Below are 12,755 nucleotides of genomic sequence, written 5' to 3' on the forward strand. Positions count from 1 at the left end.
CCCTGATCTAGGCGGCGTCGGCCTGGTCCACTTGCACCGCGGAGACGTCGAGAAGCAGCTTGACCTTGTCGCTGATCAGGACCCCACCGGTGGTCAGGGCCGTGTTCCAGCCCAGCCCCCAGTCGGAGCGCTGCAGCGTGGCCGTGCCCTCGAAGCCGACGCGATGCTGTCCGTAGGAGTCCTGGCTCGATCCGCCGAACTCGAGGTCGATCTGGACGGGCAGCTCGACGTCCTTGATCCGCAGGGATCCCGTGAGACGGAACCGGTCGTCGCCGGCGTCGACGACCCCGGTGGAACGGAAGCTCATGAGGGGGAACGTCGTCGAGTCGAAGAAGTCCGGGCCGGCGACATGCGCGTCCCGCTCCGCAGAACCCGTGTCCACACTGCCGGTCTGGACGCTGAGGTAGGCCTCGGACCGGACGGGATCGGACCCGTCCAGCTTGAGAATTCCTTCGAATGCGGTGAATTTTCCGCGCACATTGCTGATCATCGCGTGCCGGACGGAGAAACCGATCGTGCTGTGGACCGGATCAATGGCGTAGACACCGGTCAGCCCTTCGTAGGGACTGACGGTAAGGGGAATGGTGGTTTCCGTGCGGTTCTGCATGGCGGGCCGGATCCTTTCCGGGTGAATCTCAGACAGGAATGAATTCCGGCTCACTGTGGGAACGGATTGTCCGCGGCCGGAACGCAAGGTGGCCCCCGCCCGGAGGCAGGGGCCACCCGCGGGGGGCCTACCGCTGCTGCGCGGCAGCCCAGTCGGCGAGCTTGGTCTCGGCGATGTGCGCGTCCGGACCGGGCAGGAGCGTGTCCTCCTTGAGCTCGACGCCGAAGTACGTGGCGTGCACGTCCGTGACCACCGTGCGGGGGTCGTTCTTGGCGGCGAGCGCCTTGCGGACGAGCGCGTCGAGCGGGTACGCCTCCGGGCCCGCGACCTCCACCACGCCGTTGACCGGGGCGCCGACCGTGGCCCGGCCGACCGCCGCGGCCACGTCGTCCGAGGCGATGGGCTGGATCTTGGCCGGGGACAGACGCACGGTGTCGCCGTCGGTGGCCTCGGCCGCGATCGCCTTCATGAACTCGAAGAACTGGGTGGCGTGGACGATCGTGTAGGGGATCCCGGACGCCTTGATCAGCTCCTCCTGAGCCTGCTTGGCGCGGAAGTACCCGCTGTCCTGAAGGCGATCGGTGCCGACCACGGACAGCGCCACGTGGTGCGTCACGCCGGCCTCGGCCTCCGCCTTGAGGACGTTCGTCGTGGACGTACGGAAGAAGTCCATGACGGCCTGGTCCTCGAACGAGGGGGAGTTGGACACGTCGACCACGACCGACGCGCCCTTCAGTACCTCGGCCAGCCCCTCGCCGGTCAGCGTGTTGACGCCGGTGTTGGGCGCGGCGGCGACCGCCTCGTGCCCGTGCTCGGTCAGCTTGCCGACCACCTTCGAACCGATGAGCCCGGTTCCACCGATCACTACGACCTTCATGACGGATTCCTCTCGTAGGTTTTAGCGGTGCCAGCACCGAAATCGGCCTGCACTATCTGCACTAGATGAGACAGGGCAACGGCCCCGGTTGTGACACGAGGTGCGCGAAAATCGACGGGAAATTTATTCGACGAGCTTTCCCTCGGTCGAGACGTCCTGCATGAGGGAGGAAATCTCGTCCGGGATCGCCGGAATGCTCTCGTGGGTGATTCCGGTCGTCGGCGACCACACGAGATTGACCTGCAGAGCGGGATCCATGTCGGGATAGTCGCTGCGGTTGTGACAGCCGCGCGTCTCGCGACGCTCCAGTGCGGCTTCGAGCGTGGCCCGGGCGGCCAGGGCGGCGGACTTGAGATCGAAGGCGTGCGCGAGGTCCTGGTAGCCGGCGATGTCCGGGTGGACGCCGACGTCCTCCATCCGCTTCTCGATCGCCGCCAGCTCCTCCAGCCCGGTCCGCAGCCCCTCTTCGTCGCGTACGACTCCCGCATGCTCGGTCATCGTGTTGCGGATGGCGCGCTGCAGGGCGCGCACGTTCTCCGACCCGTCGGCCGCCAGCAGGTCCTCGACCTCCGCGCGGGCCTGTGCGATCGCCGACGCCGAGCGCGGGTGCGCGGTCAGGGACTCCGAGTAGGCGGCGGCCGCCCGGCCGGTGAGACGGCCGAAGACCAGCAGCTCGATGAGGCTGTTCCCGCCGAGCCGGTTGGCGCCGTGCAGCCCGCTGGAGGCCTCGCCGATGGCGTACAGGCCGCGCACGTCCGTGCTGTGGTCCTCGGGACGCACCCACACCCCGCCCATCGAGTAGTGCGCGGTGGGCGCGATCTCGATCGGCTCGCGGGTGATGTCCAGCATCTGCAGGTCCAGCAGGGTCTGGTAGACCCGGGGCAGCCGCGTCATGATCGTCTGCCGGGGCAGGTGGGAGACGTCGAGCCAGATGCCGCCCTTCGGGGTCCCACGTCCCTCCTTGATCTCCGTGTAGGCGGCCAGCGCCACCCGGTCGCGGGTGGACAGCTCCATGCGGACGGGGTCGTAGCGGTTCATGAACCGCTCCCCGAGCGCGTTGCGCAGGATCCCGCCCTCGCCCCGGGCGGCCTCGCTGACCAGGGTGCCGGCCGCGCTCTCCGGCTCGATGATCCCGGAAGGGTGGAACTGGACCAGCTCGGGGTCGCGCAGGCGTGCACCGGCGTCCACGGCCAGGCGGAAGGAGTCACCCGTGTTCTCGTCGCGCCGCGAGGACGTGCGCCGCCAGATCCGGGTGTGGCCGCCCGCCGCGAGAATGACGGCGTCGGCGTGGATCAGATAGCGCGTGCCGTCCGTGAGATCGAAGCCGTAGGCGCCGAAGACGGTGCCGTCGTCCACCAGCAGCCGGGTGATGTAGACGCCGTCGAGGATGGGGATGTCCAGCTGCTCGGCGCGCCTGATCAGCGTGCGCTGGATCTCCAGGCCTGTGTAGTCGCCGGAGAAGGCGGTGCGCCGGAACTTGTGCGCGCCGAAGAAGCGCTGCGAGATCCGGCCGTCCTCCTCCCGGGCGAAGGCCATGCCATAGCGTTCGAGGTCGTCGATGCCCCGGGCGGCGCCCTGCGTCACGATCTCGACGGTGTGCGGGTCGGCCAGCAGATAACTCTCCTTGAGAGTGTCGGCCGCATGCTGCTGCCAGCTGTCCTCGGGGTCCATGGTGGCCAGGGCCGCGTTGATGCCTCCGGCAGCGAGTGCCGTATGAGCGTCCTCCTTGGGGCGCTTGCCGACCGCGAGGACGTCGATACCGGCTTCGGCCAGTTCGATCGATGCTCGCAGGCCAGCACCTCCGGTGCCGATCACCAGCACCATGGTGGAAAGACGTTGTTCGGTGATAGCCACGGTCTACTCCGATCGCCGGGTTGGTCACTCAGTACGACCAGGAAGTCCCGGGATCTGTGACAGGGGTGTCTCCCACCAGGGCCTGTCCGGCGGATCAAGTCGGAGGAAAGCAGCGGTGACTGATGAGCGCGGGTGAGCGGGGTCTGGTGCGTGCGACTGCAAGGCGGAGGAGGGCGTCGACGCGGAGCGTCGGCAACCGACGACAACGCCGCAGGCGGGCGTGCCAGACCCCGCGTCTCCGGCATGATCCGCCGGGCAGGCCCTGGGTGAGGGTGCAGCGCGTTGTGCGTTGTCACATGCTGGGGGGCCGTCAGGGGGCCAGTGTGATGGTGGCCGGTGTGCCCTGCCAGACCATCCTCGCGTAGGGGCACAGCGAGTCGGCCTTCTCCAGGAGTGGGGCGGCGCGCTCGGGATCGACGTTCGGCCATGTGACCACCAGGTCGACGCGGAGCAGATAGCCGCCGTCTCCCGGGTCCCGCCCGAAGGCCACGGTCGCCGCCACGGAGATCGTGGTGGGGTCGAGCGCGGCCTGTCGTGCCACCAGGCTCAGCGCGCCGTGGAAGCAGGCGGCGAAACCGGCGGCGAACAGCTGTTCGGGGTTTGTTCCCTGGCCGTCGCCGCCCAGTTCGGCGGGCATCCGCAGGTCGAGGTCCAGGACGCCGTCGGTCGAGCGCGCTCGTCCCGAGGCGCGTCCGTGACTGGCCGACCCGCCGTTCACCGTCACCGTCGTGGTGTAGAGCGGGGCGAAGGAGTCTCCTTCGAAGTCCTTCTCGGTGGACAGATCGGGCAGCCCGATCGGCTCGCCGCTGCCGTGATCAACTGGACCAGATGCCATGTACCGTTCGCCTTCGCGTCGTGGGCCGGTCGTGAGAGCAGCCCCGGATTCCGGACAGCCAGTTGACCGACGAGTCACCTGTCGTGTGACACCGCCGACGCGGCGGACGGAAAGGACGCCTCAGCTGCTCAGCGAGGCGACGTAAGGCGCGAGCTTGGCCGGGTTCATCACCCACATGATGCGTTCGATGCCCTGTGCCGTCGCCTCGACGCACAGCAACGCAGCCGCGTTCCCGTCGAACGAGACGAGGACGGCCGGCCGGCCGTTGGCCTCGACCCAGCGAACGTCTGCCTGAGGCCAGAAACGCGGGGCGAAGGCGGCGAGGTACTTGGCGACGCGCGAACGCCCGACGACCGGGATCTTGGACGCGCCGCGGATTCCGCCGCCGTCGGAGTAGCTGACCACGTCCGTCGTCAGAAGGTCCTCGAGCACCGCCAGATCGCCGGTCTGCGCCGCCGCGAGGAACACCTCCAGCAGACGCCGGTGCGCGGTGGAGTCGACCGGCTCGCTGCGTTCCGCCGACAGATGCTTGCGGCCGCGGCTCACCAACTGGCGCGTATTGGCCTCACTCGTCTCCAGGATCTCCGCGATCCGCTTGTACGGGTAGTCGAAGGCCTCCCGCAGCACGTAGGCGGCCCGTTCCGCCGGGTTCAGCTTCTCCAGCAGGAAGAGCACCGCGAGGTCGACGGCCTCCGCCCGCTCCGCGCCGATCTGCGGATCCACGCTGGTGTCCACCGGCTCGGGAAGCCAGGGGCCCACGTACGACTCACGCCGCATCCGGGCGGACTGGGCCAGGTTGATCGCCAGTCGGACGGTGATCGTGGCCAGGAACGCCGTGGGCTCCTGGACGTCGCTGCGGTCGGTGGTCTGCCACCGCACCCACGCCTCCTGGACGATGTCCTCGGCCTCCACCGCACTGCCGAGCACGCGGTACGCGATGCCGAAGAGTTGGGGACGCGCCGCGATGAAATCCCTCGTCGCCTGATCGAGAGAGTTTGCGTCATCACCGGTGCGCATATGTGTCCTCCAACGTTGGGACATCATGCTACAAGCCGTCGTGGGACGGTGTGCTCGGGGCTCCCCACGGTCGGTTCGGACAAGTGTCATCGCTGCCCGAACGCACCCATCGGCCCGAGCCGTACTGCAAGCACGGCACGATCGGTGCGTTCGGTGCGTTCGGGCACGGGAGCGAAGCCGCACTCGCCCAGCTCCCCGATCAGCTCCGCACGGGAGGCCGGCCACATCCAGAACGTCTCGGTGTGCTCGCGCAGCACATCGCCCGCACCACCCTCACCCCGCACCCAGTAGCAGAAGCGGGTCCGGATGCGGTTCCCGTCCGCCGACGAACGCATCAGTCCGCCGTACTCGTGCTGGCCCACCCGCTGGGCGGGGAACACATACGTGGTCTCGCGCAACGGAAGGCGGGCGGGCGGGAGTTGGACGAGCAGTACGCCTTCGGGCACGAGCGCCTCGGCCACGGCCGGCCACAGGGCCCGCCGCGCAGCCGGGTGAAGACAGGCGATCGTGTTGTGGCACACGGCGACGTCCGCCACCCCGCGCAGCGCGGCCTCGTCGAGGGTGCAGGGGTGCACCGTGACCCGCATCCGCAGACCCGCGGGCAGGGCTGCCAGCCGTGTCATCAAGGGGGAACGCATCGAACGCGCGGGCTCGACGGCATGCACCGCAACGCGTGACTCCATCAGGCTCATCAGTGTGACCCGTCCGGTCCCGGCGCCGACGTCCAGCACACCGAGACGGGCGCTGCCGACATGACCGCGGTAGAGACGTCGTACCCGGGCCTCGTCCCGCTCGGCCTGCAGGATGTCGTAGAACTCGGCGCTGATCGCGTAGTCGTCCTGCCGCTCCCGGCCGAGATCGTCGGTCAGCGTCTCGATCGGAGTCTCGATCGGAGTCTCGATCGGTGTCTTTATCGGTGTCTTTATCGGGGCATCTACTAGAGAAGTGTACATATCTAACAGACCGGTCATCCGCCCCATCTGTGACACCGGGCACGGTCCTCACCCCACCCAGCCGTAGCGGTCGCGCGCCCGGACCACCGCGTCCGGGGCGACCTCGCCGGTGCGCGCCAGCCGGTCCAGGGCCGCGACGACGATCGACTCGGCGTCCACCCGGAAATAGCGGCGCACGGCGTCACGCGTGTCCGACAGCCCGAAGCCGTCCGTGCCCAGCGAGGAGTAGTCCTGCTCCACCCACTGGCTGATCTGGTCCGGCACCTGCCGCATCCAGTCGCTGACCGCCAGGACGGGCCCGCGGGCGCCCGACAACGCCGCCGTCACGTACGGGACGCGCTCCTCGCCCCGCAGCCGCGCCCGGTCCGCGCACAGCGCGTCGCGGCGCAGCTCAGTCCAGGACGTCACCGACCAGACGTCGGCGTGGACTCCCCAGTCGGACATCAGCAGCTCCTGGGCCTTCAGCGCCCAGTGGATGGCCGTGCCGGAGGCCAGCAGCTGGATCGTCGGCCCCGCGTCGTGGGGCGCCGCCCGCCGGAAGCGGTAGACGCCCTTGAGGATCCCCCCCTCGACCGACGGTCCGACGGGCATGGCCGGCTGCCGTTTCGGCTCGTTGTAGACCGTCAGGTAGTAGAAGACGTCCTCCGGCCGGTCGCCGTACATCCGGCGCAGCCCTTCCCGGACGATCACCGCGATCTCGTACGCGAAGGCGGGGTCATAGCTCACGGCGGCGGGGTTCGTGGAGGCCAGCAGGTGGGAGTGGCCGTCCGCGTGCTGGAGGCCCTCGCCGGTCATCGTCGTACGGCCGGCCGTCGCCCCGACGGCGAAACCGCGGCCCATCTGGTCGGCCAGGGCCCAGAACTGGTCGCCGGTGCGCTGGAATCCGAACATGGCGTAGAAGATGTAGAAGGGGATCATAGGCTCGCCGTGCGTGGCGTACGACGTCGCCGCCGCCGTGAACTCGGCCAGCGACCCGGCTTCGGTGATGCCCTCGTCGATGAGCTGGCCGTCCTTGGCCTCCCGGTAGTGCAGCAGCTGATCGATGTCGACCGGCTCGTAGGTCTGGCCCTTCGGCGAGTAGATCCCGGCCGTCGGGAACAGGGACTCCATCCCGAACGTACGTGCCTCGTCGGGGATGATGGGCACCCAGCGCCGTCCCGTCCCCTCGACCCGCATCAGGTCCTTGACCAGCCGGACCAGCGCCATGGTGGTGGCCACCTCCTGGGTGCCGAAGCCCTTGAGGAGGGTTTCGAAGGGGCCGGACGGCGGCTGCTCCAGCGGCCTCGCCACCACCCTGCGTACCGGGACCGGGCCGCCGAGAGCCGTACGGCGTTCCCGCAGGTACCGCACCTCTTCCGCATCCTCGCCGGGGTGCCAGTACGGCACCAGGTCCCCGCTCAGCGCACGGTCGGGGATGGGCAGCTCCAGCAGGTCGCGCATCTCACGGAACTGGGCCATCGTCAGCTTCTTCATCTGATGGTTGGCGTTGCGGGACTCGAAGCCCGACCCCAGCGTGTGGCCCTTGACCGTCTGGGCCAGGACGACGCTGGGTCCGTCCCGGTGGTCGACGGCGGCCCGGTAGGCGGCGTGGACCTTGAGCGGTTCGTGTCCGCCCCGGGAGTTCGTGAAGAGATCGGTGAGCTGCGCGTCGCTCAGGCCGGCCGAAAGGTGTGACAACGTATCGCCCGTGAAGAAGTGTTTGCGTATATAGGCGGCGTCCCGTGCGGCATACGTCTGGAGCTGTGCGTCGGGCACCTCGCCGAGACGGTGGACCAGGGAGCCGTCCGTGTCCTGGCGCAGCACCGGGTCCCAGGCCTCGCCCCAGAGCGTCTTCACCACATGCCAGCCCGCACCCCGGAACCGGGCCTCCAGCTCCTGCACGATCTTGAAGTTCGCCCGCACCGGACCGTCCAGCCGCTGGAGGTTGCAGTTGACGACGAAGGTGAGGTTGTCGAGACCCTCGCGGGCGGCGAGTTCCAGCGCGGCCGTCGACTCGGGCTCGTCCACCTCCCCGTCGCCCAGGAAGACCCAGACATGCGACCCGGACGTGTCCTTGATGCCCCGGTCGTGCAGGTAGCGGTTGAAGCGGGCCTGGTACACGGCGGCGAGCGGCCCCAGCCCCATGGAGACGGTGGGGAACTCCCACAGCCACGGCAGCCGCCTCGGGTGCGGGTAGGACGGCAGGCCGTGCCCGTCGGCCTCCCGCCGGAAACCGTCCAGCTGCTCCGCACGCAGCCGGCCCTCCAGGAACACCCGCGCGTAGATGCCGGGCGACGCATGCCCCTGCAGGAACAGCTGGTCCCCGGAGCCTCCGGCACCCTCCTTGCCCTGGAAGAAGTGGTTGAACCCGACCTCGTAGAGCCAGGCCGCCGACGCGTAGGTCGAGATGTGGCCGCCGAGGCCCAGGCGGGAACCGCGGGTCACCATCGCGGCCGCGTTCCACCGGTTCAGCGCGGTGATACGGGACTCCATGGCGAGATCGCCCGGGTAGGGCGGCTGGGACGACGCCGGGATCGTGTTGATGTAGTCCGAGGACAGCAGCCCCGGGAGGGTCACTCCGGACCTGGCCGCGAACTCGTGCACGCGCCGCAGCAGATACCCGGCGCGGTCGGGCCCGGCATGCCGGACGACCGCGTCGAGCGACGCCTGCCACTCCCGCGTCTCCTCGGCGTCACGGTCGGGCAACTGGTCGAGCTCGCTCATCGGTCAGCGCTCCCCGAGCCACGCGTCGAACGTCGTGTGACAGATATGGGCCTGCGGGCCGGGCAGCAGCGTGCGCTCGTCGTGCACATTGGCGCCGAGCAGTCCGGCGCGCTCATCGGGGACGACATCCCTGGCGTCGCCCTTGGCGGCCAGGAGCTTCGCCGTGAGGTCGTCCAGGCGGTACTCCTCGGGACCGACCGCCTCGAGCGTGCCGAACAGCGGCAGTCCCACGGCGACATGCGCGAGCGCGGCGGCGATGTCGCCCGTCGCGACCGGCTGCACCGGCGCGGGCACGACATGGACCCCGTCCCGGTGCGCGTCCGCGAGCGCCATGGCCTCGACGAACTCGAAGGACAGCGCGGCCCGCACGATCGAGTGCGGGATCGGGGAGTGCCGCACCTGCTCCTCCTGCAGCAGCTTCGCGCGGAAGTACCCCGACCGCAGCCGCTCGGCCCCCACCATCGACACGACGACGTGATGCTCGACGCCCGCCGTGGCCGCGGCGGCGAGCAGGTTGGCCGAAGCCGTGCGGAAGAACCGCAGAGCGGCGTCCTCGGTGCGTGCGGGCGCGTCGGTGACGTCCACCACCACCTCGGCGCCGCGCATGGCCTCGTCGAGGCCGCTCCCCGTGATCAGGTCGACGCCGTGCCCGCGTGACACGGGCACGGCCTCCACCCCGTGGTCACGGAGCCTCGCGACCGTCCTGGAGCCGATCAGCCCGGTGGCGCCTGCGACGACGATTTTCATGGGGGTCCCTTCCGAGGAGTCGGCCATGTGCACCAGCTACGACAGGCCGCACCCCACTGTTGTGACACCGACGGCTGTCACAGACGCAGCGTGTGCCCGGTCTTTCCTGGTGACAGCGCCCGAGCGCAGGGAAACCGACTGCACCGACGACCGAGGAGCACACAGTGGCAAGCAACTCCGAGACGTGGATGACCGCGGCGACGGTGCTGCAGGACGCCAAGCCGCCCCACATCCCCGAGGGCGCCTCGGGCATGACCCTCCTGGTCGAGTGGCCGCCCGGAGCGTCCGGCACCCCTCCGCACCGCCACTCGGGACCGGCCTTCGGCTATGTGATCGAGGGCGAGGTGCGCTTCGAGCTGGAGGGCGATCCGGAACGGGTCGTCAAGGCCGGCGAGACGTTCTGGGAGCCCGGCGGCGACGTGATCCACTACCAGGACGGCAACGCGAGCACGGACGCGCCCTGCCGGTTCGTCGTCACCATGCTGTGCGCGCCGGGCCGGCCGATGCTCACGCTGGTCGACGAGGAGGAACTCGCGCAGCGCGCCCATCTGCGAGCTCCGCGCCCCACGGCCTGATCCGTTCTGCCGTGCAGCGCGGTCGCCGTGCACCCCGGCATGGCCGTGGTGCACGGCAGCCATCGTTGAGAACGCCCCCGACGGGTAGCGTCGGAACGCACCCTGCCGACCGGCACGGTGCGCCGCTCGACCGAAAGAGACGTGATGTCCCCGACGATCCGCAGGGCTGTCATCCCCGCCGCCGGACTCGGCTCCCGTCTGCTGCCCCTGACGAAGGCGACCCCGAAGGAGATGCTCCCGGTCGGCGACAAGCCGGTCATCGAGCACACCGTCCGTGAGCTGGTGGACTCCGGCATCACCGACATCACCATCGTCGTCTCCGGCGGCAAGAGCCTCATCCAGGACCATTTCCGCCCCAACCCCGCCCTCGTCGAACAACTCCGGGCGGACGGCAAGACGGCCTACGCGGACGCCGTCGAAGAGGTCGCGGAGCTGGCCCGGCGGGGTCACATCACCTACCTGGACCAGTACGGCCCGTACGGCAACGGCACCCCGGTGCTGAACGCCGCCCGGGCCTTCGGCGACGAGCCGGTGCTGGTGCTGTGGCCCGACGACGTCTTCGTGGCCGACGTCCCTCGCGCCCAGCAGCTGATCCGCGCGTACGAACAGACCGGCTGCCCGGTGCTGGCCCTCCTGCCGATGGACCCCACCCATTCCCAGCGCTACGGCGTGCCCATCGTCAAGGAGGACCTCGGCGGCGGCCAACTGCGCATCACCGGCCTGGTCGAGAAGCCCGAGCCCGCCTCCGCGCCGTCCTCGTACGCGGCCATCGGCGGCTATGTGGTCACCCCCGGCATCATCGACGAACTGCGCGAGCAGACCCGCCGCTGGTACGAGCACCGGACCGGCGAGGTCTATCTGACCGACGCCATCAACGCCTATGCCGCCACCCGCGCGGTGTACGGGCAGGTCATCAAGGGCCGCTGGTACGACACCGGCAACCCGGCCGACTACCTGGTCGCCCAGATGGCGTTCGCCCTCGCCCACCCGGAGTACGGCCCCGTCCTGCGCGGCCTGGTCGCGGGACTCGACGACGATCCCGCGGCCGCGCTCCAGGCGGAAGCCGACGCCTGACCCGCCGCTGACGGGCCGCCCGCCTCGGCGAGCGGCCCATCCACGCGGCCCGTCGGCACGGTCCGGTCCGTCGGATCGGCGGAGGTCTCAGGGCACCTGGTGGTCCGTCGTCGTGCTCGTACCGAGTTGGGCGCGGATGACGGCGATCACGGTGTCGGTGGTGTGTTCGAGGTAGCTGTGCCCGTCGGGGAGCCGTCCCTCCGGACTGATGTAGCTGTGCGGCCCGAGGTGGGTGGCCGGATCCAGCCGATGCACGGTGATCTTCCCCGCGTGGCGGGCCCGGTTCCAACCGCTGCGCGGCAGCAGCCGCCAGCGCTGCGGGAAGATCCAGGTGCCGACCCGCTCGATCCGGTCGTACGCGCTGGTCAGCTGGTGCAACTGCGCCACATGGGTGAGGTCGTTGGCGCCGTTGTGGAAACCGCCGAGGGTGATCAGCAGCAGCGGGGCGCGCAACTGGGTGTGCAGCTCGTGGACCGCGCCCGTGGCGACCTGGGCGCCGCCGCTGTAGCTGAGCAGCACCACGGGGATGCCGCTGTCGGGCCGGTATCCGGCCAGCCGGAGCTGGGCGGCGATCTGCGAACCGACGGCCCGGTTGTACAGGGGCCGGTAGCGGTGGTCGGCGGCGACGAAGACCTGCATCACGTTGTGCAGGAACAGCAGCAGCCCGATGTGCCGGCGCAGCCATATCCACACCGGCCGGTCGGAGAGCGGGTCGGCCAGCGGCGAGTAGGGCTGCACCTGACCCAGCACCCGCAGCTCCGGCGCTCCGGCGAGCAGGGCCTTGACCAGCTGGCCGCCGTCCCGGGTGTCGCGGACGCGGCGCTTGCCGATGCCGTCCAGGTAGACGAGGTAGGCGCCCGGGGGAGTGTCGGGGGCCGCGCCCCGGGCGTAGGGCACGCCCTCGGGGAGCTCGGTGGTGGGGGCCCGCCAGCCGGCGCTGTAGGCCAGCACCTCGTAGCGGGCCAGCAGGGCTTCGGCCAGCAGCACCGGCCCGATCGCGAAGACCCAGAGCAGGAAGTGGTTCATGCGATCGCCTCCGGCTTCGCGGTCGCGCTGAGCCGCACGACCAGTCGACGGACGGCCTCCACCGTGACGCCGAGCCCGGCCCCGGCGACGGCCACGCACCCCGCGGCACCCCACCAGCCCAGCTCGGTCGCCTCCGCGAGCGGGTCGGCCAGACCGGCCCCGACACCCACGAACAGCAGCAGATGGAGCAGCGGTCCGAGCAACGGGAACGCCAGGACGGCGCAGAGCAGCAGCGGGGCGACCAGGCTGGGCGTCCACACAAGAGCGTCGCCCGTCGGCGGCGGGGACAGCACCAGCTCGGCCAGCGTCCACGCGGTCAGCGGCCACAGCGCGAACACGGCGGCCTCGACGAGGCCGCCGGCCAGCAGCAGGCTCGCCACGAAGGGCCGCGACATGCCGGGCCGGCGCGCCACCAGCGGCAGGATGCGCCCGGCGGCCTCCGACATCCCGGCGAACACCAGCAGGGCCACGACGGCAAGTGACATCT

At 70.1% G+C, this 12,755-nt stretch carries 12 protein-coding genes; 2 read left to right on the forward strand and 10 right to left on the reverse strand.

Features of this window, described 5'->3' with window-relative positions:
- Nucleotides 1-7: 7 nt before the first annotated feature.
- The 8 genes from ABZ725_RS46330 to ABZ725_RS46365 form a co-directional block, all read right to left on the reverse strand.
- Complete coding sequence (locus tag ABZ725_RS46330) at nt 8-607, reverse strand: YceI family protein (protein WP_358808390.1); 600 nt, start codon at nt 605-607, stop codon at nt 8-10.
- 127 nt (nt 608-734) lie between these two features.
- Nucleotides 735-1,484, reverse strand: a complete 750-nt coding sequence (locus ABZ725_RS46335) for an SDR family oxidoreductase (RefSeq protein WP_358808391.1) — start codon at nt 1,482-1,484, stop codon at nt 735-737.
- Between the two features lie 123 nt (nt 1,485-1,607).
- Entirely contained in the window at nt 1,608-3,308 is a 1,701-nt protein-coding gene (locus ABZ725_RS46340; RefSeq protein WP_351920447.1) for an FAD-dependent oxidoreductase, read from the reverse strand.
- A 340-nt stretch (nt 3,309-3,648) separates the two neighbouring features.
- Nucleotides 3,649-4,173 carry an Ohr family peroxiredoxin gene (locus ABZ725_RS46345; RefSeq protein ID WP_351920431.1) on the reverse strand — a complete coding sequence of 175 codons (525 nt, stop codon included), beginning with the start codon at nt 4,171-4,173 and terminating at the stop codon, nt 3,649-3,651.
- 120 nt (nt 4,174-4,293) lie between these two features.
- Nucleotides 4,294-5,190, reverse strand: a complete 897-nt coding sequence (locus tag ABZ725_RS46350) for an RNA polymerase sigma-70 factor (protein ID WP_358808392.1) — start codon at nt 5,188-5,190, stop codon at nt 4,294-4,296.
- 86 nt (nt 5,191-5,276) lie between these two features.
- A complete protein-coding gene (locus tag ABZ725_RS46355; RefSeq protein ID WP_358808393.1) occupies nt 5,277-6,143 on the reverse strand; it encodes a class I SAM-dependent methyltransferase in 867 nt (288 codons plus the stop codon).
- 48 nt (nt 6,144-6,191) lie between these two features.
- Nucleotides 6,192-8,846 (reverse strand): pyruvate dehydrogenase (acetyl-transferring), homodimeric type, encoded by a 2,655-nt coding sequence (aceE, locus tag ABZ725_RS46360; RefSeq protein ID WP_358808394.1) that lies wholly within the window; start codon nt 8,844-8,846, stop codon nt 6,192-6,194.
- 3 nt (nt 8,847-8,849) lie between these two features.
- On the reverse strand, nt 8,850-9,593 hold the full coding sequence (locus ABZ725_RS46365; protein ID WP_358808395.1) for an NAD(P)H-binding protein: 744 nt from the start codon (nt 9,591-9,593) through the stop codon (nt 8,850-8,852).
- A gap of 188 nt (nt 9,594-9,781) precedes the next feature.
- Between ABZ725_RS46365 and ABZ725_RS46370 the strand changes: the two genes are divergently transcribed.
- On the forward strand, nt 9,782-10,168 hold the full coding sequence (locus tag ABZ725_RS46370) for a cupin domain-containing protein (protein WP_358808435.1): 387 nt from the start codon (nt 9,782-9,784) through the stop codon (nt 10,166-10,168).
- Between the two features lie 144 nt (nt 10,169-10,312).
- Nucleotides 10,313-11,242: a UTP--glucose-1-phosphate uridylyltransferase gene (locus ABZ725_RS46375; protein ID WP_358808396.1), complete on the forward strand. Its 930-nt coding sequence runs from the start codon at nt 10,313-10,315 to the stop codon at nt 11,240-11,242.
- An 87-nt stretch (nt 11,243-11,329) separates the two neighbouring features.
- Here the strand turns inward: ABZ725_RS46375 and ABZ725_RS46380 are convergent, their stop codons facing one another.
- Complete coding sequence (locus ABZ725_RS46380; RefSeq protein WP_358808397.1) at nt 11,330-12,268, reverse strand: hypothetical protein; 939 nt, start codon at nt 12,266-12,268, stop codon at nt 11,330-11,332.
- Nucleotides 12,265-12,753 (reverse strand): hypothetical protein, encoded by a 489-nt coding sequence (locus tag ABZ725_RS46385; protein ID WP_358808398.1) that lies wholly within the window; start codon nt 12,751-12,753, stop codon nt 12,265-12,267. The genes ABZ725_RS46380 and ABZ725_RS46385 overlap by 4 nt, the downstream gene beginning before the upstream one ends.
- Nucleotides 12,754-12,755: the final 2 nt, after the last annotated feature.

Origin of the sequence: Streptomyces sp. NPDC006872, from assembly GCF_040635845.1 — a bacterium.
GTDB lineage: Bacteria > Actinomycetota > Actinomycetes > Streptomycetales > Streptomycetaceae > Streptomyces.

Excerpts from the sequence above, each read along its gene's own strand:
- ABZ725_RS46330 (WP_358808390.1), bottom strand. The coding sequence starts at position 607 with ATGCAGAACCGCACGGAAACCACCATTCCCCTTACCGTCAGTCCCTAC.
- ABZ725_RS46335 (WP_358808391.1), bottom strand. The coding sequence starts at position 1,484 with ATGAAGGTCGTAGTGATCGGTGGAACCGGGCTCATCGGTTCGAAGGTG.
- ABZ725_RS46340 (WP_351920447.1), bottom strand. The coding sequence starts at position 3,308 with ATGGTGCTGGTGATCGGCACCGGAGGTGCTGGCCTGCGAGCATCGATC.
- ABZ725_RS46345 (WP_351920431.1), bottom strand. The coding sequence starts at position 4,173 with ATGGCATCTGGTCCAGTTGATCACGGCAGCGGCGAGCCGATCGGGCTG.
- ABZ725_RS46350 (WP_358808392.1), bottom strand. The coding sequence starts at position 5,190 with ATGCGCACCGGTGATGACGCAAACTCTCTCGATCAGGCGACGAGGGAT.
- ABZ725_RS46355 (WP_358808393.1), bottom strand. The coding sequence starts at position 6,143 with ATGTACACTTCTCTAGTAGATGCCCCGATAAAGACACCGATAAAGACA.
- aceE (WP_358808394.1), bottom strand. The coding sequence starts at position 8,846 with ATGAGCGAGCTCGACCAGTTGCCCGACCGTGACGCCGAGGAGACGCGG.
- ABZ725_RS46365 (WP_358808395.1), bottom strand. The coding sequence starts at position 9,593 with ATGAAAATCGTCGTCGCAGGCGCCACCGGGCTGATCGGCTCCAGGACG.
- ABZ725_RS46370 (WP_358808435.1), top strand. The coding sequence starts at position 9,782 with ATGACCGCGGCGACGGTGCTGCAGGACGCCAAGCCGCCCCACATCCCC.
- ABZ725_RS46375 (WP_358808396.1), top strand. The coding sequence starts at position 10,313 with ATGTCCCCGACGATCCGCAGGGCTGTCATCCCCGCCGCCGGACTCGGC.
- ABZ725_RS46380 (WP_358808397.1), bottom strand. The coding sequence starts at position 12,268 with ATGAACCACTTCCTGCTCTGGGTCTTCGCGATCGGGCCGGTGCTGCTG.
- ABZ725_RS46385 (WP_358808398.1), bottom strand. The coding sequence starts at position 12,753 with ATGTCACTTGCCGTCGTGGCCCTGCTGGTGTTCGCCGGGATGTCGGAG.